The organism is Acinetobacter sp. YH12155, from assembly GCF_013418255.1.
Lineage (GTDB): Bacteria > Pseudomonadota > Gammaproteobacteria > Pseudomonadales > Moraxellaceae > Acinetobacter > Acinetobacter indicus.
The window spans coordinates 37,472-60,858 of sequence record NZ_VPCK01000011.1; the positions used below are offsets into that span (position 1 = coordinate 37,472).

The following is a 23,387-nucleotide window of genomic DNA, read 5'->3' on the forward strand; positions in this document are numbered from 1 at the left end:
ATTACGATTGTGTTTGGGAGTTCTGTATCCACAATTGACGACTTTTTAACGGCCGATCTCCCAGCAGGGAGCTGATCATCTGCCGATATAATTTAGACAGTAATTGTAACTGTTCTGGATTAAAATCCCTACCCTTTTCATGGTCACGCATACTCAAAATCTGCACACCACTTAAACTGGAACGGGAAGCCTGCGCCGTTGGCATAAAGCCTTCATTTAATAAAAACTGGTACTGCTGCGTTGCACCAATCGGCTGCTGGTTGGCATCCACTTCAAAGTCGATGGCATAACCCAGCTCTTGCAGCAATACATACTCAAACTGGCGCAGAATCTGTCTTAAAAAGCTGTTCGGCTGCGGATGGCTTGACAGCTGCTGCAATTGCTGCAAAGTGGTGGCATATTGCAGAAAAGTCTCGGGCATCTCTACTTCGAGCGGACATAGACGCAGCAAAATTTCATTCAGATAAAAACCGGAAAAAAAGGCATCGCCAAAGAAAAATACGGGCTGGTTGATAATTTCCAGTTTGGTAAAATTTTTCAGTTCAGATTTACCCGAGGCCTGCAGGCTAATCGGTTGATATTGTGGTGGCGGGGTTTGTCTTAAAATACCATCAATCCGCCCATATTCCTGGGTAAACAGATGCACAATATGACTACGCTCGCGGTATTTACGATGATGGATCAGGTAGCCATGCAAGACTTCATTACGCATGCGGGCAGGATATCAGCCTAATCATCTTTCTTTTTGCTTTCATCTTCTTCATCCCCATCGGGAATGACTGCACCGACCACAGCGGCCGTGCCTTTGACCACGCCTTTGGTGGTTTTATAGGCCACTTTAACCGGAACTGTAACCACCTTATGAATACAGCCCTGCAGCATGAACATGCAGGCTAAAATCACAGCAATTTTGGTCATTACAGTTCCTCGTTTCATGGCTTAGATATCGCTATATCCCAAGCTTTTTAATGCACGTTCATCATCTGACCAGCCACCTTTGACTTTCACCCAAAGCGTGAGCATGATTTTCTGTTCGAACATTTTTTCCATATCGACACGGGCATCCATCCCGATTTTTTTCAGCTTAGCACCTTTTTCACCAATCACAATGGCTTTTTGGCCCGGACGGTCTACGAAGATGGTGGCATCAATATAAGTACAGGCCGGTTTCATACGACCGGTTTTTTCATTTAAAGCCGGCTCTTCGGTTTTAAATGATTCAATCTGTACGGTTAAATCGTATGGCAACTCTTCACCGAGCTGACGCATGATTTTTTCACGAATAATTTCAGAGGCCAGGAAGCGCTCGGAACGGTCGGTAACCTGATCAAATGAATATAGCGGTGGCTGGAATGGCAGATATTGCTCAATGGTGTCACGCAGATGTTCCAGATTGGCACCACGCAGCGCAGATACCGGTACAATTTCTGCGAAGTTCATCAGCTTGGCGCGCTCCTGAATCAGCGGCAGCGCCTGATTTTTATTCTCGAAGGTATCCAGTTTATTGATCACCAGAATGACTGGCATGTCTGCATTTTTCAATTTCTCCAGTACGAGTTCATCGTTCTGGGTCCATTTTTGTGCATCGACGACGAATAATACCAGGTTCACATCACGCAGCGCCGAGTGCGCGGCACGGTTCATCATTTTGTTGATGGCACGCACTTCTTTTTTGTGCATCCCCGGGGTATCGACATAGACCGCCTGAGATTTTTCACGCGAATCAATCCCGACAATTTTATGGCGGGTGGTTTGCGGCTTACGCGAGGTAATAGACAGTTTTTGACCCAACAAGTGGTTCATCAGGGTAGATTTACCCACGTTTGGCCGGCCCACAATGGCCACAAATCCGCTACGGTAATCCGATGGAATTTCCTGACCTTGTGAACTGAAGAATTGATTGATTAAATCGTGGCTGTCGCTTTGCGACTCGTGATCAGCATCGTTGTGATCGGAATGGATTGTCATTGAGACGTTTGCTCCAAGAGTTTTAAAATTTCCGCGGCAACTGCCTGCTCGGCAAAGCGGCGGCTAGAACCTTCACCTTTCATTACCGGTAAAGCATCGACCCGGCATTCCACCTTGAAATGCTGGTTCGGGGCATCACCCTGAATATCTACAACCTCGTAAACTGGGAGAGGTTTTTTACGTGCTTGTAAATACTCTTGTAGGCGTGATTTCGGATCTTTGAGCTGATCGGTTGGCTCAATATGATCCAGATAAGGCACGTACCATTTTAACACAATCGTCTGTAGCAGGTTTAAATCCCCACAGTCGATATAAATCGCACCAATAATCGCCTCGACTGCATCTGCAAGTATAGACTCGCGATGATGACCGCCTGATTTCAATTCACCGGTACTGAGAATTAAATTTTGACTGAGTTTTAAATCATTGGCGATTTTACCCAGCGCTTCCTGACGCACCAGCGTTGCGCGCATACGGGTCAGCCGCCCTTCGTTTTCCTGCGGATAGGCGGTGTAGAGATAATTGGCAATAATCATCCCTAAAAGTGAATCGCCTAGAAATTCTAGGCGTTCATAGTTGTGTTTGTGACTGACCGAACGATGCGTCAGCGCCAGCTTGAGCAGATCCGGCTGTTTAAACTGGTATCCGATGCGGCTGGCCAAACGCGTTTCATTGAGCTTGGACTGAGCTTTGATCAAAACTTTTCTCGAATTTCATGACAATATCAATATTCAATAAGAACGGTTTTCTTATCTCATAGTCTTTCTTCACCTGTAGACCATCTACATTGGTGACCTGGGCAACATCCGCAAATTTAATATCACGAATATTGTTCATACTTAAACGCTTATCCATTTCCCCAATGAATTTTTGCGGACTCAGGTTTTTGGGTCCATGAATCAACTGCTCTTTAATCTGGTTATCCAGCATTCGATCATCGAAATACGGTCCCCAAACCGCAACTGCAATTTTTGCCATAAAAGCAAAACCAATAATTGCAACCAGAATTGCAATATACGATGCCCCTTGTTGATGACGCATTTTGTTATTTTCCTAATGGATGATTTTAATCTATGCTGCCGTTTCGGCTAAAAGACGGCAATTTAAAACCAGGCTCTTTGTGCATCCAGATATAGACGGCACGGCCGGTCAGGTTTTCTTCAGGTACAAAACCCCAGAAACGGCTGTCAGCACTCTGATCGCGGTTATCCCCTAACGCGAAGTAATGACCTTCTGGAACTTTGACTTCCCAATATAAACCATTTGTAGAAGCATATTTACCATTTTCGACATAATTAATAAAGGGTGCCTGACGCGCCACGTTTACGCCTTCCAGTTCACGCATGGTAAAAGTATGCTTGCCTAAAGTTTCCTGATGGTAAATCGAGTTGGGTGTATCGAGGCTGTCTTTTTCACGGCTAAATTCCAGTGCAACTTTCTGCACCTTTTCGCCGTTAATGGTAAATTGGCCATGATCATAAACAATATGATCACCCGGTAAACCCACAATCCGCTTAATGTAGCTAATGCTTGGTTGTGGCGGATAACGGAACACCGCCACATCACCGCGTTCTGGCGAACCGGTATCAATAATTTTGCTGTTGACGATTGGCAAACGCACGCCATAGTCAAATTTATTTACCAGAATAAAATCCCCGGTCTCCAGGGTTGGCACCATTGAATCTGACGGGATGTTAAACGGCTCATATAAAAACGAACGCAGCACCAGCACAACGGCCAGTACCGGCCAGAAGTCATACGCCCATGTGATAATGAAATTTTCATTGCCCCGCCCTTTGGTCTGTCTTTGCTTGAAGACAAATTTATCCAGCAACCACACAGCAATAAAAAACAGCGTGGCAGGAACGAGGATCAAATTAAAATCAAAATCCATGGGCGTTTATCCTTCTAATCTTATTAGCGTTCGACTTTTAATACAGCTAAGAACGCTTCTTGTGGGATTTCAACGCTACCCACTTGCTTCATACGTTTCTTACCTTCTTTCTGCTTGGCCAGCAGTTTCTTCTTACGCGACACGTCACCGCCATAACATTTGGCCAATACGTTCTTACGCATGGCTTTTACCGTTGAACGAGCAATAATTTGCGCCCCAATGGCCGCCTGAATTGCGACATCAAACATCTGACGTGGAATCAGGTCTTTCATTTTTTCAACCAGTGCAATACCACGATGACGGGCATCCTGACGGTGACAGATCATTGCCAGCGCATCGACTTTTTCACCGTTAATCAAGACATCGACTTTCACCAGCGATGAACTTTCAAAACGCACGAAGTTGTAATCTAGTGATGCAAAACCACGTGAGCAGGATTTCAATTTATCAAAGAAATCCATCACCACTTCGGCCATTGGAATTTCAAAGGTAATGGATACCTGATTACTCATGAATTTCATATCTTTTTGCACACCACGACGCTCGATACACAAGGTCATGACGTTACCCAAGTATTCTTGCGGCACCAGAATATGACATTCGGCAATCGGTTCACGTAAGTCTTCAACGGTGGAACCGTCTGGCATTTTCGATGGACTGTCAATATATACGGTCTGGCCATTTTTCATTACGGCTTCATAAATAACCGTTGGCGCAGAAGAAATCAGGTCCAGATCGTATTCACGTTCTAAACGTTCCTGAACGATTTCCATGTGCAGCATACCAAGGAAGCCACAGCGGAAACCAAAACCGAGCGCATCTGAACTTTCCGGTTCGAAGAATAGCGCCGAGTCATTGATTTGCAGCTTTTGCAGTGCTTCACGGAACGGTTCAAAATCGCTGGCATCAATCGGGAACAAACCGGCATAGACCTGCGGTTTTACTTTCTTGAAGCCCGGTAACACTTCCACTTCTGGCGTGGTTGCCAAAGTGATGGTATCGCCAACTGGTGCACCAAAAATGTCTTTAATGCCGGCAATCACGAAGCCGACTTCGCCCGCTTCCAGAATATCGGTTTCAGTATGTTTCGGATTGAAAATACCCACCGAGGTAATGATGTGCGTTTGACCGGTTGATTTCATCAACATCTTGTCGCCTTTACGCACACGTCCCTGCTTCACACGCACCAGAGACACAACGCCCAGGTAGTTATCAAACCATGAGTCGACAATTAAAGCTTGCAATGGCGCATCACGATCACCGGTTGGTGCTGGAATGACATCGACCAGACGCTCTAACACACTCGCAATCCCCAGACCGGTTTTGGCTGAACAGGTCGGCGCATCGGTTGCTTCAATACCAATAATATCTTCAATTTCCTGAATCACACGTTCAGGCTCTGCTTGCGGCAGGTCAATCTTGTTCAGAATTGGTAAAACTTCCAGCCCTTGCTCAATCGCGGTATAGCAGTTGGCAACCGATTGTGCTTCTACGCCCTGGGCAGCATCAACCACCAGTAGTGCGCCTTCACACGCTGCCAGTGAACGTGAAACTTCATAAGAAAAGTCAACGTGTCCCGGGGTGTCAATGAAATTTAACTGGTATTCCTGACCATTCGGATGGGTATAGTACAAGGTCACCGAAGTCGCTTTAATGGTAATCCCACGTTCACGCTCAAGTTCCATTGAGTCCAGTACTTGCGCCTGCATTTCGCGATCCTGCAAACCGCCACAGGTCTGAATGAAACGATCCGCAAGGGTCGACTTGCCATGATCGATATGTGCAATGATCGAGAAGTTACGAATGTTTTTAATATCAACAGATTTTTTAGCTTGCGCCATGGGCTACCTTAAAAAATAACGCGCTATGCAAACCAGATTCAGTGCACAGCAAAAGCCGAATAGAAATTGCGAAGGATTATAGCAGATGGATTTTTTAAAGTATCCAAAATAATGCAAAGCTTTTCGGCCCGGCCGGTTTTAGATCATCCGATACAAACCGGCCAGTGACGATGCTTATGCCGGCTGTGGCGGATACTGGTTAAAATCCATCGGATTCAGATCGGCTGGAATAGGCTGATACGCCTGGGAAAAACTTGGCGACATGCGTTTTGGACGGCCGCTGTCAATTTCCACACAGGCCCATTTGGTCTGCGCGACAAACAGCACGCTCTGGTCCTGCGGACGATAAAACACATACTGGCGAAACAGGTACAACGCATTAATTTCACTGAGCCAGGTTCTTAAAATCAGCTCTTCACCGGCAAATGCAGCCTTGCGATACTGCACATGATGCTCCACCGCCACCATGGCATGTTTCATTTCCAGAAACTGCGCCATGCCCAGGCCTAAGGTTTCAATATGGGCGCTAGCCACATCCTGCATCCACTGCACATAAACCACGTTGTTGACATGGCCCAGACTGTCAATATGCTCGGGTTGAACCTGAAGTTTTAAATCAAAAAATGTACTGCTCATGCTCTGTTACTGTACTGTGGTATCGGCTATTGAGGCCCCTAGTCTACTGAAAATTGGCCCTGGATAAATTGAAAAATAAAAAAACCACAGCAGGCTGTGGTTTTTAACTGGCTCAGATCAGGAAATTCGCATGCCGACAATAGCACGTTGTCCCTGACGGATTAAGGTCACACGCGCCACGCTGCCCTTTTTCAGCTGCGAAACCGCCTGAACAAAGCTGTTGCTGTCGGTGACTGGGCTATTGTTCAGCTGTACGATGACATCACCCGGTAAAATTCGCGACTGCGCTGCAATACTGCCCGGACGGACTTCCTGAATCAGCACGCCGCCTTTAATTTCCAGCTGACGCATTTCTGCTGCTGACAGATTCCGGATTGCGACCCCAAGTACCGGGCCTTTATTCTGGCTTGGCGTCACATTGCTCTTGGCCGGGGTGTCATCCGGTGCGGTGCTTAAAGTGGCCGAGATATTCCGGCGACGGTCATCGCGTAAAACTTCCAGCTGGATGGTCTGTTTAGGTGCAGTACGGTTCAGATAATTGAGTAATTCGCTGGTGCGCGAAATTGGGGTACCGTTGTATTTTAAGATCACATCACCCGCACGCAAGCCGGCTTTGGAGGCTGGAGAATCCGGTGCCACCTGGGTAATTAAGGACCCTTCCGGTTTATCCAGTCGATACGATTCTGCCAGCGTCCGGTCAATATCCTGCAGGCTCACACCTAAATAGGAACGGGTGACTTTACCATGCTGTTTTAACTGGTCTGCCACTTCCATGGCGACATCAATCGGAATCGAGAAAGACAGGCCCATATAGCCGCCCGTTCCACTAAAGATGCGCGAGTTGACCCCAACCACTTCACCGCGCTGGTTAAATAGCGGTCCACCCGAGTTACCCGGGTTTAAGGCAACGTCAGTCTGAATAAACGGTACCGAGGTTTCCCCCATCATGTTACGCATTTTGGCACTGACAATACCAGCAGAGGCGGAATAGTCAAAACCAAATGGTGAACCAATTGCCAGCACCGGCTCACCGACTTTCAGGCGATCAACATTACCGGTACGCAGTTCAGGGAAGTTGCTGCCAGATACCTTCAGCAAAGCCACATCGGTCCGTTCATCACTGCCGACCACGGTGGCATCAATTTCACGGCGATCATTCAGGACAATGGTGACTTTGGAGGCATTTTCAATCACATGGTGGTTAGTGAGCAGGTAGCCATCTTTGCTAATAAAGAAGGCACTGCCATAACCGGTTTTTTCCTGTGGCGCCTGACGCTGCGGAATCACCACCCCATCGCCAAAGAAACGGCGTAACAGTTCCGGAACCTGTTGTTGTAACAGCTCTTCCTGGCTTAAACGTTTGACCACATTGACACTGACAACACCGGGGCTGACCTGTTCAACCAGGTTGGAAAAATCTACTGAAGTAGAGGCCTGTGCTTGAACAGATGCCATAGTGAACACAGCTGCATAGAGACCCTTCTGTAAGTAGCGATTATTCATATATAGCATTCACTCAATTTGTTTATAAAAATGTGATGTTCTGTTTTTAACATAACGCTTTTTAAGATTTCGTAATAATATGTTCAATTCCTCAACAGGATACAAGTGCTTGCGCCATTTTTTATAAAATGGAGTTTTATTGCTTTTTCTCATCATTAATAAGCATCTTGACCCTTGCCTTTTGTTTTAAAAAGCGTTGTCATTACCAGACTTTTTTCAAATTAGCTGATGGACATGTCTAATTTACATGCAACTCATCATTTTGATGTGATCATTGTGGGTAGTGGCGGCGCAGGTTTAAGTCTGGCACTATCATTACCAGCTCATTTTAAAATTGCCGTGCTGGCCAAGTCGGCCCTGACTGATGCCAGCACCTTTTATGCCCAAGGTGGGGTCGCAGCCGTACTGGATGAAACCGACTCTATTCAACAGCATATAGATGACACAATGATTGCAGGCGCGCATTTATGTGAACTGAATGCCGTGCAGCAAACTGTAGAGGGCGGTAAACCTTCGGTCGATTTCCTGCTTGAACATGGCGTTCAATTTACCCTCGATGAACAGGAACAACTGCATTTAACCCGTGAAGGCGGCCACTCCCAGCGCCGGATCATTCACGCGGCAGATGCCACGGGACGTGCCATTTCAACGACACTGGTCCAGCGGGCCAGAGAAAAACAGAATATCCAGATTTTTGAAAACTTTGTTGCCATTGACCTGATTACCACACAGAAACTCGGTCAAACCGGTAACAATCGTGCATTGGGCCTGTATGCCCTGGATGAAAACACCGACCAGATTGATACCTTCCTGGCGCCCTTTACCGCCCTAGCCTGCGGCGGTGCCATGAAAGCCTATCTGTACACCTCTAACCCGGATATTGCCACCGGTGACGGGATTGCCATGGCCTACCGCGCCGGTTGCCGCGTCGCCAATATGGAATTTAACCAGTTCCATCCGACCTGTTTATACCATCCGCAAGCCCGTTCCTTCTTGATTACCGAAGCCATGCGTGGCGAAGGCGCCTATTTACGCCTGCCAGATGGTGAACGCTTTATGCTGCGTTTCGATGAACGTGCCGAACTGGCACCACGTGATATTGTGGCACGTGCGATTGACTTTGAAATCAAGCGTCTGGGGATTCGTCATGTCTGGCTAGACATCACCCATAAACCGGCCGAGTTTGTTAAAGAACACTTCCCGACCCTGTATGCGCGTTTACTGGAACTGGGCATCGACATCACCAAAGATATGATTCCGGTGGTCCCGGCAGCGCATTATACCTGTGGCGGTGTAGTGGTTGATGAACACAGCCAGACCGATATTGCCGGCCTGTATGCCATTGGTGAAACGTCTTATACCGGCCTGCATGGTGCTAACCGTATGGCCAGTAACTCACTTTTAGAATGTTTTGTATATGGCATGAGTGCTGCTGAACATATTCAGGCTGAATTCAAGCCCGATTATCAATCACCAAATGTGCCGGCCTGGGATGATTCTCAAGTGACCCATCCCGATGAAGATGTGGTAATTCTACAAAACTGGGATGAACTGCGCGCCACCATGTGGAACTATGTCGGGATTGTCCGCACCACCAAGCGTTTACAACGTGCCCTGCACCGTATTGAAATGCTGAAACGTGAAATTACCGAGTATTATCAGGACTACAAAGTCAGTAAAAACCTGATTGAACTGCGTAATCTGGTGCTGGTTTCAGAAATGATTGTGCGCTGTGCCATGCAGCGTAAAGAATCGCGTGGCCTGCATTACACCCTGGATTATCCAGAACTGGCAGATGAGCTGCGTAAAACTGTCCTCACGCCGCCAAACTTCCAGGTAGAAACGCCATTGGTGAATGAGGATGTGCCGGCTTAAAATGCTTTTACATCTTCAGTTCTGAAAGATAAAAAACCGAATCGCAGGATGTGATTCGGTTTTTTATTGGGATCAGCCAAAAATGGTTTCAGCCGGATGGTTCCTCAAGTTGAAGCATATTGCGCTGCACTCGAGGTTGGCTTTAATAATGGCAACTGCTCAGGTTCTAGCACTCCGGACAGTAATTGCGGCAGATAGGTCTGCACATAATTACGTAAAGTCAATGCCACTTGTGCCGAAAAATGTGGCTGCTGCAATTGTGTCTGTAAATGTGCCAAAGCCTGCGTTTCATTCAGCTGATGGGTTTGCACCGCATAGACATAGCCCAATAAGGCGCCTTGTGCCAAAAACTGATACGGCAACCCGGCCTGAGCATTGCTGGCAATTGAACCTAACACCCGTTCGGACGCACTGAGCTTGCGTAGCGGATCACGCGCCACCCGCGCACATGGGTCTTTATAGGCATGGACACAGGAGTTTGCAAAACTTTGTGCCAGTGCATGTAGATCTTTCTGTCGGTGTGGTAACACCACCGCCAGTCCCTGCTGAACCTGCTGTAACAACTGCTGCATGAACTGTTCAATCTGCGGGTCGGCCAGAGCCACACCAATGGTTTGATGACCACGCAGGCTGGCATACCAGGCAAGCATGGCATGCACCCCGTTCCAGAGCCGGTTTTTAATCAGCTGGATTTCACTGATGTCTTCGACCAGAATCATCTGCCGCATTTTTTGCAGTAACGGACTGGCATTTTCCACATAAATCGGCATGTCAATTTCTGCATTAAACAGAATGAGATCCATCGTTTGCAGAATATGACTCGGCTGGAAATTACGGCGCAAATCTTCCACATACAGGCTGGCCTGACGTTCCTGCTCCGGCTGCAAACGGGTGTTATCCTCAATTTCAACCGGCTCGGCTTCATCTTCCGTTTGCGACTGCTTGAAGATGTTGTATTTAATCCGTAGCTGGCGGTACAGGTTCTGGTCAGTCAGTTTGGATACCATACGGTTGACCACGGTATCGCAGAAATAATGCTGCGCTAAAATGGCTTGTGCGGTCTGCACATCACTTAAGGCCACCAGGGCTTTACGGATATGCTCCAGCAATAACTGCTTGGCACCGACTTTATTTAAAATAATCAGCACGGTTAAAGGCGCAGCCGGCTGGTCCTGATGGGCCAGATAACGTGCATACAGGCCTTGCGCAATCACCTCAGCTTCGCTGCTCAGCGCTTTTTCTGGCAGACATAAGGCAATCAAGCTGGATTCGATATACATCTCCTGCATGTGCTGCAGGTTATCTGCATCAATAATGCTCATGTTTTCAATACGTTCATCATAGGACATTTGCCCATAACGAATGCAATAGGTGCCAAAAGCATTCACCGCAGAGCGATACAGCTGGTTACGGGTAGAAGCGTAAATCCGTTTCGGACGGGTATAACCATCCCAATGCGATAATACCTGCGCCAGATAACCGCCACCAATCGCACCAAAACCATGGATTCCGACAGTTAGCTGGTTCAAGGTTTGTGGAAAGGCTTCCTGCAGGCTGGGCATGCCCAAGGCCGGAATATACAGGTTTAAATCTTCCAGATAATCTTCCATGCTTTCATAGTAGTAATGCGCCTTAGACAGCATCTGTTCATTTGGTGCTTTAATGTCCCGCAGCAGCACGGTAATGCCCTGCGCTGCATAGGCCGAGGTCACACCATTGTCTGAATCTTCAAACATGAAACAGTCACTGGCGGAGAGATTCAGCTTTTGCGCAGCGGTCAGGAAAATTTCCGGATGCGGTTTGCCACGTTGGACTTCATCTCCGCACACCAGTACATCAAAAAATTTATAGACATTGGCATTAATTAAATATTCTTCGGCAATGGCACGGCGACTGGACGTCGCCACTGCCATGCGCAGCCCGGATTTACGCAAGCGCTCCAGCACCTGTAGCAAACCGGTTTTAATCGGCACGCCAAACTGACGCACACTTTCCAGTTCCAGCTCATCGGCACGCTGGCGAATTTCGGTATAGGGAATATCTTCACCATATTCAGCCTGTGCCAGCTGTTTGGCACTCCGCGCACTCAAGCCCAGACAACCAATTAAATAGTCATCGCTGAACTCGACTCCAATCAATTCCCGAGATGCCTGTTTCAAGGTTTGAAACCGTAAACGCTCAGTATCAAACATTGTGCCATCCATATCGAAAATTGCGCCCTGGATCATTTTATTTTTAAATTTAAGCATTTCCCCCCTCATTTGATCATTTTTCAACAGGCCTAGAGCCTAGAGCAATTTTTGAGGGAACAACACCTTAGACAAAGAATGAAATATTTAAGGTTAAAAATTAATCACCTGATTAGAATGAGATTCAAGATATGTAACTTAAAGTAACCACCGAGTAACATCATGTAAATCAATGAAGCAATTTTTTTGAAATATAAAGATAAGTTTTAAATAATTCGGAGGGTGCTTTTCGGCGAATTAAATAGGCTTCAAAAAATAAAAAGCTGGAAACGCCAGATTGGCGAAGAAACTGAAGCAGGCAAAATTAAGACGAGTAAGAAAAGGATAAAATCAAGCGAGCCAGATCAAAAGAACAAGTGACCTGAGAATCAAGCCACTTGGGGTGGAATTGAATAGGTTCCGGTCACATGCGCCACCGGCTCTTCCTGCCCGACTGAATAAATCCAGACTTCACCCACGGCCAAACTTTTACCCAGTTTCATGAGCCGGCATTCCGCCCGCAGGTTTTGCCCACCGGCCGGTTTGCGTAAAAAATTGATATTCAGGTTGGTGGTGACCGCCAACCCGACAATCCCAATCTGGCCCAGAATGGCTACATATAAAGCCAGATCTGCAGCCGTCATCATGGTCGGACCAGAGATCGTGCCACCCGGACGTAATTCACTTTCCCCAACCCGATAGGTCAAGCAGGCACCCATTGGCGTGACCGCATCAATCTCACATTTTTCCAGACTCTGGGGAAATTCTTGTTGTAAAAATTCAATAATTTCAGCACGGTTACTTTTCATTGTGATCAAAAAATCCTCTATCATCACGCTACTATAGAAGATTTTTAGTCTTGACCCAAATTTAAGCAGCGACTGTCTGTAAATATTTGAGCGCCTCGGCAAAGACCAGATCCGGACTTTGGGTGGCATCTAAACGTTTAATCCGTTCTGGTTCTGCCTGCCACAACTCCTGATAACCAGCACGCACCTTTTCAAAAAAGGTGACTTTTTCCTGTTCAAAACGGTCCAGCGCACCACGTTCACGCGCACGGGACATGCCCAGTTCAATCGGTGCATCCAGCCAGAAAGTCAGAGCCGGCATGTGCGAAACAAAATTCTGGTTCAGCAATTGCAACTTTTCCCGGCTTAGGCCACGCCCAGCACACTGATAGGCAAAGCTGGCATCAGTAAAGCGGTCACAGAGTACCGTTTTGCCAGCTGCCAGTGCAGGCAGAATTACCTGCGCCAGATGCTGGGCGCGCGCTGCGTACATCAGCAGTAATTCAGTATCATTACACATCTGCTCGTCATGATTGACTGAAAGCAGCAGACTGCGAATCTGCTCGGCCATCGGGGTGCCACCCGGTTCACGGGTTAGCACTACTTCACTGCCTTGAGCCTGCAAATGTTCATAAATACGACGGATGAGCGTGGTTTTACCTACCCCTTCGGTGCCTTCAAAGCTAATAAACATGCTCACTCCTTGTTCTTCGCACGAATGACCGCCAGATATTCCTGGACTGCGCGGTTATGATCTTGCAGATTGGTACTGAATTTATGCCCGCCATCACCGGTGGCGACAAAATAGAGATTGTCGGAATCATCTGGATGCATCGCCGCTTCAATCGCGCGCTTGCTTGGCAGTGCAATTGGTGTTGGCGGCAAACCATAGATGGTATAGGTATTGTAAGGCGTTGGGGTGCGTAAATCCTTACGGGTAATATTGCCCTGATATTTGTCGCCCATTCCATAAATGACGGTTGGGTCAGTTTGTAAACGCATGCCTATCTTTAAACGGCGCACAAATACGCCAGAGACCTGACGCAGTTCGCTATCGACATGGGTTTCTTTTTCAATAATCGACGCCATCACCAGCGCTTCATATTTATTCTTGTACGGTAAATCTGGTGCACGGTTGGCCCAGGCTTCATCCAGTGCTTTCATCTGACGCTGATATAAATCGGTCAGAATTTTACGATCCGATTCGCCCTTGGCAAAGAAATAGGTATCTGGCGCAAACAGGCCTTCCGGATGCTCAAATGGAATATTCAGCGCTTTTAACAACTGATCGGTCGGCAGATGGCTGACTTCTTTAGTCACCAGTTCATCCTTTTGCAGATGCTGCACCAATTGTTTAAAGGTGGTGCCTTCAATGACCAGAATCCGGTTCATCTGCGCATTTTCTGCATTGGAGATCATTTCCATGACTTCACGGATGCTCATACCCTGCTGGATTTCATAAACCCCGGCTTTCATCGAATCATGAATCATGATTTTCTGATACAGCTTCAGAATAATCGGAAAACTGACCTGATCATTTTTTTCCAGACGATCAATAAAACCGGAATAGGTATCGCCATCGCCAATGGCCAGTAATTCTTTCTGGCCTTTTACCGGATAGTCTTTAAACAGGCTGGACCAGAGCATCACCACGACAATGAGGAGTACGCCCAATAACAGGGTTAAAATACCTTTAATCGGTAATGGGGAGCGAGGCTTGTTTTTCTTTTTCGTTTTAGAGCGGGATGAAGACATATTAATGCATCTGATTCAATTGAAGACGATTAAACAGTTCAATACAGGCTTGAACATCTAAAGGGCGTGCATCGAGCTGGATCACGATTTTCATCGGACTGAGCGCATTACAGAAAAACAGACTCTGGAACTGCGCAATTTCTTCCATATCGACATAACGCTGGCGACAGGAAATGCCGTGCTGCTGCATACGGGCCAGAATTTCAGCCCGCATCACGCCGTGGACGCCATTATAGCGAAGTTCCGGCGTAATCCATTCATTGTTTATAAGAATGAAACAATTACTGCTCACCCCTTCAACAACCGAGCCTTGCACATCAGTCACCAAGGCTTCTGGCCAGCCCTGCGCATCGGCTTCTTTTTTCAGTATCACTTGTTCTAAACGGTTCAGGCTTTTGATGCCGACCAGATGTGGCATACTCAGCCCCATCGCTTGTTTCAACACACCACTGGCGATTTTTTCATAGTGAAAATCATCCACTGCTTTAGGATAAAAAAAGACCCAGACATCAGCCTCTTGTGCGGGCAGGCTATAACCGCGCTGTCCATCTCCCCGACTAATGATGATTTTTAAGGTGCCGTTAACCTGCGGATAGCGCTGCTGCAGCTGTTGAATCGACTGCTGGATAAACGCCAGATTGGCATGTAAATACAAATGCTCACAGCCGCGTTGTAGCCGCAGCAAATGTAAGGCCTCCAGTTCAATCTGGCCATTGCGGATGCGCGCGGTACTAAAGCAGCCATCGCCATAATGAAAGGCACGGTCCAGCACTGAAACGGCCGATATTTCCTCAGCATTCTTAAAACATTGCATACAACAAGTATCCATTTGAGCTGGCTTTAGTGTAAGAATGGAAGATCTATTTATATTTCTTTTTTATTCATATAAAATTCATTTTTTATTATTTTTTTAGGAATAAGACTAGCGCTATTCTTGCCTCATGTTACAAAAAAGCGAAAAGTTTGAGGTTAGTCATGAGTTTTACAAAATTAAAAATTGGGGTACTGGCCGCATTAATTTCGGCATCCTCCTTTGGTGTTGCTGCAAAAGATTTTCTGAACGTGTCGTATGACCCGACCCGTGAATTATATGATGATGTGAATAAACAGTTCGGCAAATACTGGGAAAGCCGGACCGGACAAAAAATTAATTTTAAACAGTCGCATGGCGGTTCAGGCAAGCAGGCCCGTGCCGTGATTGATGGCCTGAGTGCCGATGTGGTGACACTGGCTTTGGCCGCCGATATTGATGTAATTGCGGAAAAAGCCAAACTGTTTCCGGCAGACTGGCAAAAGAAATTACCACATAACTCGACACCTTATACCTCGACCATTGTATTTTTAGTGCGTAAAGGCAACCCGAAAGGCATTCAGGACTGGGGCGATCTGGTCAAGCCGGGTGTGGGCATTATTACCCCGAACCCGAAAACCTCAGGCGGTGCACGCTGGAACTATCTGGCCGCCTGGGCTTGGGCTAAACATCAGCCGGGTGGCAATGATCAAACCGCACAGGAATTTGTCCGTAAAATTTATAAAAACACCAAAGTCCTTGATTCGGGCGCCCGCGGTTCAACCACCACCTTTGCCGAGCGTGGCATTGGTGATGTGCTGCTGGCCTGGGAAAATGAAGCGCATCTCGCCATTCGTGAGCAGCCGGGTAAATTTGAAATTATTACCCCAAGCCTGTCGGTACTGGCAGAACCACCGGTGGCCATTGTTGAGAAAAATGCGGAAAAACACGGCAACAAATATTTGGCCCAAGGCTATTTAAACTTCCTGTATTCCCCACTCGGACAGGATTTAGCCGGCAAACATTATTATCGTCCTCGTAGCGAAGCAGCATTAAAGAAATACAGCCAGGTCTTTAAGCCGTTAAAGCTGGTCACGGTAGATCAGGAATTTGGGGGCTGGGCCGAAGTCCAGTCTGCACATTTTGAAAATGGCGGTATTTTCGACCAGATCGTAAAAGCCAATAGCGCTAAATAATTCAGCTGTAGCATCAGCAACTGTAAGGTAAGCACAGGAGCATCGACATGATTCATACCGTAATTGTTCCGGGCGTAGGTGGCAGTGAATATAGCCACTGGCAATCCTGGTTACAACGACAGCTCATGTCCTGCTCCCGCGTCGAGCAGCAGGACTGGAATGCTCCGGTACTCAAAACCTGGGTAGAACAGTTCCGAAGCACCGTGGCGGCGATTGATGCACCGCTGCAAATTGTGGCGCATAGCTTTGGCTGCCTGACTACCGTAGCCGCTCTGGCGCAATACCCGGCGCTGCAACGCAAGGTCAAGAATCTGGTGCTGGTGGCGCCGGCCAACCCGGGCCGTTTTGGTGAAGCAGGTTTTGTCCGTGACAGCCAGCATGACTATCAGGACTATTTTCATCAGCTGCAAGTGCAGGTTCCCGCCAGCATGCTGATCAGTGAAAATGATCCCTGGTTAAATGCCGAACATGCACTGGAACTGGCGCAGTCCTGGCAATTAGAACCGGTAAGCTTGGGCCATGTCGGGCATATTAATGTCGCCTCTGGTTTTGGTCCTTTTCCTGAACTCTGGAATTACCTGATTTCAGAAAAGGCTATGCAGCATATCAGTATTACTGATGACAGCAAGTATTTATTTAAATTTGCAATTTAACCCTCGCAAATTATGCTTGTGCCGAAATTTATTTATTTTTCGCTGGCTGATTTCAGCCCGCATTCTCTCTTTGAGGAGTAATCATGTCGCAGCGGTCCCGAGTGCTGCCAGGATTTGGTCTTTCTCTAGGCTTTACCCTAGCGTATTTATCATTAATCGTTCTGATTCCTTTGTCTGCCGTATTTTTAAAATCGCTGGACATTGGCTGGGAAGGTTTATGGGAAATTTTAAGTTCTGAACGTATCTTAAAATCTTTGCAGTTAAGTTTTAGTGCTGCGCTGATTGCAGCGCTGGTGAACGTCGTTTTTGGTTTATTGCTGGCCTGGTGTCTGGTGCGTTACCGCTTCCCGGGCAAACGCCTGATTGATGCGCTGGTCGATTTACCTTTTGCCTTACCGACCGCCGTGGCCGGTATTGCCCTGACCTCTTTATATGCACCGACCGGCTGGATTGGTCAGTATCTGGAACCTTTAGGCATTCAGGTGGCCTATACCCCAATCGGGATTACCTTGGCCCTGATCTTCATTGGTATTCCATTTGTGGTGCGTACCGTACAACCGGTACTCAGCGATTTGGAAACCGAGCTGGAAGAAGCGGCATCTGCTCTGGGCGCAAACCGTCTGCAGATTGTTACCAAAGTCATTTTCCCGATTTTACTGCCGGCATTAATTACTGGTTTTGCCCTGGCCTTTGCCCGTGGCGTGGGTGAATATGGTTCGGTAATCTTCATTGCCGGGAACCAGCCTTTTGAAACTGAAATTGCCCCGCTGATGATTATCTCCCGTTTAGAAGAATATGATTATGCCGGTGCAACCACTATTGCGGTGGTAATGCTGCTGATTTCATTTGTGATGCTGTTCCTGATTAACTTGTTACAAGCATGGGCCAGCCGTCGTACAGGGAGAACAGCCCGATGAGTTTAAATACCAACAGCAATGCTTTGGCCGACAAGCTGCAATCGCGTGATGCCACCCGTGAACCGACCTGGGTTCGCTACACCTTACTGGCCATTGCCCTGATTTTCTTCCTGAGCTGCCTGATTCTGCCGTTAATTCTGGTGTTCGTTGAAGCCTTTAAACAAGGTGTGGGCGTGTATACCCAGGCGCTGGTACATCCAGATACCTTATCTGCAGTCAAACTGACCTTACTCACCGCGGCCATTGCCGTTCCACTCAACGTGGTGTTTGGTGTAGCCGCAGCCTGGTCGGTGGCCAAGTTTAACTTCCCGGGTAAATCGATTCTGACCACCATCATTGATTTGCCGTTCTCGGTCTCTCCGGTCATTGCCGGGATGATGCTGGTACTGATTTTTGGTACCCAGGGCTGGATGGGCAACTGGTTAATGGACAACGACATCAAGATTTTATATGCCGTGCCAGCGATTGTCATTGCCACCATCTTTATTACCGTACCGTTTGTGGCACGTGAACTGATTCCACTCATGGAAGCGCAAGGCACCGAAGAAGAAGAAGCGGCCATTGTACTGGGTGCCTCTGGCTGGCAAACCTTCTGGAAAGTTACCTTGCCGAATATTAAATGGGGCCTGATTTACGGTGTCATTCTGTGTAATGCCCGGGCGATGGGTGAATTTGGTGCGGTCTCGGTCGTGTCTGGACACATTCGCGGTGAAACCAATACCTTGCCTTTACACGTTGAGATTCTCTATAACGAATATACCTTCAGTGCTGCGTTTGCGGTGTCATCCCTGCTGGCCCTACTGGCAATTGTGACCTTGATCCTGAAAACCTGGGTCGAAATCCGTCAGGAAAAGCAGGACAAACGTAATGAAGATTCAACAGTTTCTTAAGGAATGACCTCATGAGTATTCAAGTTAAAAATATTGAAAAACACTTTGGTGCATTCCATGCACTGAACAACATCTCCCTTGATTTTCCAGACGGCCAACTGGTGGCTCTCCTAGGTCCATCGGGCTGTGGTAAAACCACCCTGCTGCGGATTATTGCCGGTTTGGAATCTGCCGATGGTGGTCAGGTGATTCTGGAAGGTCAGGATGCCACCGATGTTCACGTGCGTGAGCGTCAGGTCGGTTTCGTCTTCCAGCATTATGCGCTGTTCCGTCACATGACCGTTTTTGACAACATTGCCTTTGGTTTACGTGTACGTCCGCGTGCCACTCGTCCATCGGAAGCTGAAATTAAAAAACGCGTGACCCGCCTGCTTGATCTGGTACAACTCGGCTTTCTGGCCGACCGTTATCCGGCGCAATTGTCTGGCGGTCAGCGTCAGCGTATTGCCCTGGCGCGTGCCTTAGCCGTTGAACCACGTGTCCTGCTGCTGGATGAACCGTTTGGTGCGCTGGATGCCAAAGTGCGTAAAGAACTACGCCGCTGGTTACGTACCCTGCATGATGAATTGCACATTACCTCTATTTTTGTTACCCATGATCAGGAAGAAGCCTTAGAAGTGGCGGACCAGATCGTGGTGATGAACAAAGGCAACATCGAGCAGATTGGTTCACCACGCGAAGTCTACGAAAAACCGGCGACGCCGTTTGTGTTTGACTTCCTGGGTCAGGCCAACCGTTTTGAAGGTCAGAACAGCAATGGCCTGATTCAGCTGGGTGAAGACCGTATTCAGCTGGCCAGCGCACAACAGGGGCCTCAGGGCGAGATCATTGCCTTTGCCCGCCCGGATGAGCTGACCATTCATGCCCAGCCACAGGACAATGCCATTCAGGCCACCTTCTTACGTGAAGTCTGGATTGCCGGTAAAGTGCTGGCAGAACTGAACGACCGTCAAGGGAACTTAATTGAAATTTCCCTCACCCCAGAAGAAGCACGCTTGCATCAGTTCCGTCCAAACCAGACCGTCTGGCTGACAGCAAGTCAATTACATTTATTTGAAAATCAAGTCGCTTAACCGCGCACCGATGGGGCATTTCAAGCCCCATCCTTTTTTGAGGGAAAAAAGGACATGAACTTCCAACAGCTCAGAATTATTCGAGAAACTGTGCGCCAGAACTTCAATTTAACCGAAGCCTCTGCGGCGCTGTACACCTCCCAGTCCGGAGTGAGCAAGCATATTAAAGACCTGGAAGATGAACTGGGTGTGCAACTGTTTATCCGTAAAGGCAAACGCCTGCTCGGTTTGACTGAACCTGGTCAGGCCCTACTCGGTATTGTTGAGCGCATGTTGGTGGATGCCGATAATATTAAACGTCTGGCCGATGATTTTAATAAAGTGGATGAAGGCACCCTAACCATTGCCACCACCCACACTCAGGCACGTTATGTACTCCCGCCGATTGTGAACCAGTTTAAAAAAGAATTTCCCAAGGTCCATCTGATTCTGCAACAGGCCAGTCCGGTTGAAATTACCGAGATGCTGCTACAAGGCGAAGCCGATATTGGTATTGCAACAGAATCCTTAACCACAGAAAGCAATCTGGCCAGTGTGCCTTACTATACCTGGCAGCATAGTATTATTACCCCGCAAAACCATCCGCTAGCCCATAAAGCCGAGATCAGCATTCAAGATTTGGCGGAATATCCGATTATTACCTATCATGGTGGTTTTACTGGCCGTTCTAAAATTGACAAAGCTTTTGAAGATGCCGGTATTGATGTTGATATCGTGATGTCTGCCCTAGATGCCGATGTCATTAAAACCTATGTCGAATTAGGCATGGGCGTGGGTGTGGTCAACAATGTGGCTTATGACCAGGAACGTGATTATCGTTTAAAGCAGATAGAAACCGATATTTTTGGCCTGAATACCACCTGGCTGGCGGTGCGTAAAGGACATTTACTACGTGGTTATGGCTATGAGTTTATTTCCCTGTGCTCACCTGAAGCCGACATTAAAGCCCTGAAAAAAGTCGCGTATCCGGAAGACTAACCCCAACAAAAAATGGAAATGGAGAGGATGGCATCAGCATCCTCTTTTTTATATCACTCCAGTTGATCTACTAAGCAGATGAACCCAATCCGCACTTATTAAATTTTATGCTAACGCTCATTTTGCACTACATTACAGCATCCCTAAAAAATGGGATAAAGATCACTTAAACCTGTTTATTTTTTCAGAAAATTCAGTTTTAATAGCTAGATAATTTTTAAATATCAATACTTTATAATTTAACCAAAAATTAAAGGACAGCCAATGAAGGTCCATTTTTTCTGGGTGTCGATGAGCCTGCTTTTACCAGTGCAAGCTGTCTCTGCAGCAGCGCTGGAGCAGTCCGGACAATCCATGCATATTTTTTTCCAGCCCGATCATTATGCCGAAATCTCCCTGGTGCATTTAGAGGCCAATGTCGCAGGACAAGTCGAAAATCAGGCTGCACTGGCCGAGTTAGGGATTCATGATTATTCCACCGGCAACCTGGCACCCGAGCAGCATTTTGTGCTCGGTGGTTTTAAACTGCAGCTGAATCCAGAGTTTTCCTTTGCCCTGCTTTATGATCAGCCCTTTGGGGTCAAGGTTAACTATAACTACAACCCGGATTTTTATGGTCAACCATTAGACGTCGAAGCTGCCGACATTCGCTTTAAAACAGAAAATATTAGCGCGCTTGTCGGGTATCATCCGGATACGCACTGGACTTTTTATGCAGGACTCAGTCATCAGTCTTTTCAGGGGAATCTAGAGCTTTGGGGACAAAATTATTATATTTTTCATGGCTATCAGGCCCATTTTCCTAAAGATGATGCTTGGGGCTGGCTGGCCGGGGTACGCTACCAGATTCCTGAATATGCCATGAGTGCGGCGTTCACTTATCGTTCGGCCATTCATCATCAGCTAGCGGTACAGGAACAGTCCCCACAAGGCCAATTGCAGATTGTGGCGGACCAGAATACTGCTGTTCGCACACCCGAATCGCTGAATCTGGATTTACACACCGGCATCAGTGCCAATAACCTGCTCTATGCAGGTATACGCTGGGTTAACTGGAAAGATTTTTATATACAACCGACTCAATTTGGCGCCGTGATTGATGCTTACGCAACATTCGTTCCTGAAATTAAAGACTTTAAATTAATTCATTATCAGAAAGATCAATGGTCGGCCAAACTGGGCGGGTTACATCGCTGGAATGCACGCTGGATCAGTCAATTAGAACTGGGCTGGGACTCCGGGATTGGCAATCCGGCCTCGACCCTAAATCCGGCAGATGGGCACTATAGCCTCGGCGCAGGCCAGCTATTTTATTTTCGACCCGACAGTTTTATTGCTGCAGGGGCCTATTATTTAAAGTTTAAACAACCACATATTCAACCCAGTAATTTTGCCGGTACTCAAATTTCCAGTCTAGCCTCGGTCAATCGGGACAATCATGCCTGGGTATATGGACTAAGATTTGGCCATCATTTCTAAAGGTATAAAAAAACGAGCCGAAGCTCGTTTTTTGGTTTAGCTCAAGCTAATGGATATTACCAGTGGTAACTTACACCCAATTTTGCAACTGGCATCCACTCATGCTTATCATCTGTACGGATTTTTTCTTCATCAGTAGCAATGTTATCTACAAGTGAGCCACGTGTAGAATTATCTGGAGCTCCACCACTTACTAGCGTTAAGTTAGCTTCTGGATTACCTGTGTAATATGCACCCACTTCACCAAACACACCCCAGTTTTTATTGATTTTCGGCGCTAAACCTAAGCCAACGTATGGAGCGAAGTCGTTTTTATATTTCATCTTACCATTAATATGTGCACCGTTAGCGCCAGCAACGAAGTCTGTATGGTTCACAGAGAAACCTTCACCTGCTTTTACACGACGATCAAGCTCATATTCATTATCAATATAACCAACACCAGCAGCGATATAAAGACCCTGCGCCCATGGATTTGTACTTTCACCCCAAGGACGGATCTCAGCATTTAAATAACCAACGCTGTTGTCCATATCCATATCGTACTTTGAACCGTTGATAGACAAGTCATCTGACCATGAAATGTCACCACCGTTGTAACCTAACGCTAAACCCACATATGGGTTAGCTGTCCACAACAAAGCACCGCCATAACCTGTTGTACCGACTTCAGCACGGACACCTGTTGGAATGAGTTGGTTACGATCAAAGGCATAACTATCATGTATTACTGCTGTATCTGCCATTGCTGAACCTGCTGCTGTGGCAAGCACGGAAATGGCTAAAATTTTATGTAAAGATTTCATCGTAATATGCTCCTCAAAATAAAAACTTATTTTTCATGTTTCGTACTATTGTTGATAAGCTTAAATATAAAGAAGTTCCCGCACAGTTTTTATGCACATTTTGCTCATTTTTTGTTA

General features: G+C 47.1%; 23 protein-coding genes. 8 read left to right on the plus strand and 15 right to left on the minus strand.

Translation table 11 applies throughout. The features are described from left to right. Position 1: 1 nt before the first annotated feature. The 9 genes from recO to FTU86_RS09095 all read right to left on the minus strand — a co-directional run bounded on the left by recO (position 2) and on the right by FTU86_RS09095 (position 7,842). On the minus strand, positions 2-712 hold the full coding sequence (recO, locus tag FTU86_RS09055; protein ID WP_180036446.1) for a DNA repair protein RecO: 711 nt from the start codon (positions 710-712) through the stop codon (positions 2-4). A 17-nt stretch (positions 713-729) separates the two neighbouring features. Further along, complete coding sequence (locus tag FTU86_RS09060) at positions 730-918, minus strand: NF038104 family lipoprotein (RefSeq protein WP_005176688.1); 189 nt, start codon at positions 916-918, stop codon at positions 730-732. 21 nt (positions 919-939) lie between these two features. Beyond that, complete coding sequence (gene era, locus FTU86_RS09065) at positions 940-1,968, minus strand: GTPase Era (protein WP_016660033.1); 1,029 nt, start codon at positions 1,966-1,968, stop codon at positions 940-942. Then, positions 1,965-2,666, minus strand: coding sequence for a ribonuclease III (rnc, locus tag FTU86_RS09070; RefSeq protein ID WP_005176685.1), 702 nt, complete (start codon positions 2,664-2,666; stop codon positions 1,965-1,967). Before rnc ends, era begins: the two co-directional genes overlap by 4 nt. Continuing rightward, positions 2,638-3,009 (minus strand): DUF4845 domain-containing protein, encoded by a 372-nt coding sequence (locus FTU86_RS09075; RefSeq protein WP_005176678.1) that lies wholly within the window; start codon positions 3,007-3,009, stop codon positions 2,638-2,640. The genes rnc and FTU86_RS09075 overlap by 29 nt, the downstream gene beginning before the upstream one ends. Before the next feature lie 25 nt (positions 3,010-3,034). Beyond that, positions 3,035-3,862: a signal peptidase I gene (gene lepB / locus FTU86_RS09080; RefSeq protein ID WP_005176674.1), complete on the minus strand. Its 828-nt coding sequence runs from the start codon at positions 3,860-3,862 to the stop codon at positions 3,035-3,037. Positions 3,863-3,885: 23 nt separating this feature from the next. Beyond that, entirely contained in the window at positions 3,886-5,703 is a 1,818-nt protein-coding gene (gene lepA / locus FTU86_RS09085) for a translation elongation factor 4 (protein WP_180036445.1), read from the minus strand. Between the two features lie 174 nt (positions 5,704-5,877). Further along, complete coding sequence (locus FTU86_RS09090) at positions 5,878-6,339, minus strand: thioesterase family protein (RefSeq protein ID WP_005176672.1); 462 nt, start codon at positions 6,337-6,339, stop codon at positions 5,878-5,880. Between the two features lie 117 nt (positions 6,340-6,456). Beyond that, positions 6,457-7,842: a Do family serine endopeptidase gene (locus FTU86_RS09095; protein ID WP_104469870.1), complete on the minus strand. Its 1,386-nt coding sequence runs from the start codon at positions 7,840-7,842 to the stop codon at positions 6,457-6,459. Positions 7,843-8,070: 228 nt separating this feature from the next. Between FTU86_RS09095 and nadB the strand changes: the two genes are divergently transcribed. Beyond that, positions 8,071-9,717, plus strand: a complete 1,647-nt coding sequence (gene nadB / locus FTU86_RS09100; RefSeq protein ID WP_075174747.1) for an L-aspartate oxidase — start codon at positions 8,071-8,073, stop codon at positions 9,715-9,717. 104 nt (positions 9,718-9,821) lie between these two features. Here the strand turns inward: nadB and mtlD are convergent, their stop codons facing one another. The 5 genes from mtlD to pabC form a co-directional block, all read right to left on the minus strand. Continuing rightward, on the minus strand, positions 9,822-11,966 hold the full coding sequence (mtlD, locus tag FTU86_RS09105) for a bifunctional mannitol-1-phosphate dehydrogenase/phosphatase (protein ID WP_180048489.1): 2,145 nt from the start codon (positions 11,964-11,966) through the stop codon (positions 9,822-9,824). A 368-nt stretch (positions 11,967-12,334) separates the two neighbouring features. Beyond that, complete coding sequence (locus tag FTU86_RS09110) at positions 12,335-12,754, minus strand: PaaI family thioesterase (protein ID WP_045795123.1); 420 nt, start codon at positions 12,752-12,754, stop codon at positions 12,335-12,337. A 61-nt stretch (positions 12,755-12,815) separates the two neighbouring features. After that, complete coding sequence (gene tmk, locus FTU86_RS09115; protein ID WP_005176660.1) at positions 12,816-13,427, minus strand: dTMP kinase; 612 nt, start codon at positions 13,425-13,427, stop codon at positions 12,816-12,818. Between the two features lie 2 nt (positions 13,428-13,429). Continuing rightward, positions 13,430-14,488 (minus strand): endolytic transglycosylase MltG, encoded by a 1,059-nt coding sequence (gene mltG / locus FTU86_RS09120; RefSeq protein WP_180048488.1) that lies wholly within the window; start codon positions 14,486-14,488, stop codon positions 13,430-13,432. Position 14,489: 1 nt separating this feature from the next. Then, positions 14,490-15,302: an aminodeoxychorismate lyase gene (pabC, locus tag FTU86_RS09125; protein ID WP_180048487.1), complete on the minus strand. Its 813-nt coding sequence runs from the start codon at positions 15,300-15,302 to the stop codon at positions 14,490-14,492. A 161-nt stretch (positions 15,303-15,463) separates the two neighbouring features. Here pabC and FTU86_RS09130 point away from each other — a divergent pair, with 161 nt between their 5' ends. The 7 genes from FTU86_RS09130 to FTU86_RS09160 all read left to right on the plus strand — a co-directional run bounded on the left by FTU86_RS09130 (position 15,464) and on the right by FTU86_RS09160 (position 22,464). Further along, positions 15,464-16,474 (plus strand): sulfate ABC transporter substrate-binding protein, encoded by a 1,011-nt coding sequence (locus tag FTU86_RS09130; protein ID WP_180048486.1) that lies wholly within the window; start codon positions 15,464-15,466, stop codon positions 16,472-16,474. A gap of 47 nt (positions 16,475-16,521) precedes the next feature. Continuing rightward, the gene (locus tag FTU86_RS09135; protein WP_104511212.1) at positions 16,522-17,127 is read left to right on the plus strand and encodes an alpha/beta hydrolase; all 606 of its coding nucleotides are present in this window, start codon (positions 16,522-16,524) and stop codon (positions 17,125-17,127) included. An 83-nt stretch (positions 17,128-17,210) separates the two neighbouring features. Next, positions 17,211-18,044 carry a sulfate ABC transporter permease subunit CysT gene (cysT, locus tag FTU86_RS09140; RefSeq protein ID WP_005176654.1) on the plus strand — a complete coding sequence of 278 codons (834 nt, stop codon included), beginning with the start codon at positions 17,211-17,213 and terminating at the stop codon, positions 18,042-18,044. Beyond that, positions 18,041-18,934, plus strand: coding sequence for a sulfate ABC transporter permease subunit CysW (gene cysW, locus FTU86_RS09145; RefSeq protein WP_075167788.1), 894 nt, complete (start codon positions 18,041-18,043; stop codon positions 18,932-18,934). Before cysT ends, cysW begins: the two co-directional genes overlap by 4 nt. Positions 18,935-18,945: 11 nt before the next feature. Continuing rightward, positions 18,946-20,007, plus strand: coding sequence for a sulfate/molybdate ABC transporter ATP-binding protein (locus FTU86_RS09150; RefSeq protein WP_005176652.1), 1,062 nt, complete (start codon positions 18,946-18,948; stop codon positions 20,005-20,007). Between the two features lie 54 nt (positions 20,008-20,061). Beyond that, positions 20,062-20,985 (plus strand): CysB family HTH-type transcriptional regulator, encoded by a 924-nt coding sequence (locus FTU86_RS09155; protein WP_075167787.1) that lies wholly within the window; start codon positions 20,062-20,064, stop codon positions 20,983-20,985. Positions 20,986-21,249: 264 nt separating this feature from the next. Further along, positions 21,250-22,464, plus strand: coding sequence for an OmpP1/FadL family transporter (locus tag FTU86_RS09160; protein WP_180048485.1), 1,215 nt, complete (start codon positions 21,250-21,252; stop codon positions 22,462-22,464). 56 nt (positions 22,465-22,520) lie between these two features. Here the strand turns inward: FTU86_RS09160 and carO are convergent, their stop codons facing one another. Beyond that, positions 22,521-23,270, minus strand: coding sequence for an ornithine uptake porin CarO (gene carO / locus FTU86_RS09165; protein ID WP_163145969.1), 750 nt, complete (start codon positions 23,268-23,270; stop codon positions 22,521-22,523). Positions 23,271-23,387 lie beyond the last annotated feature (117 nt).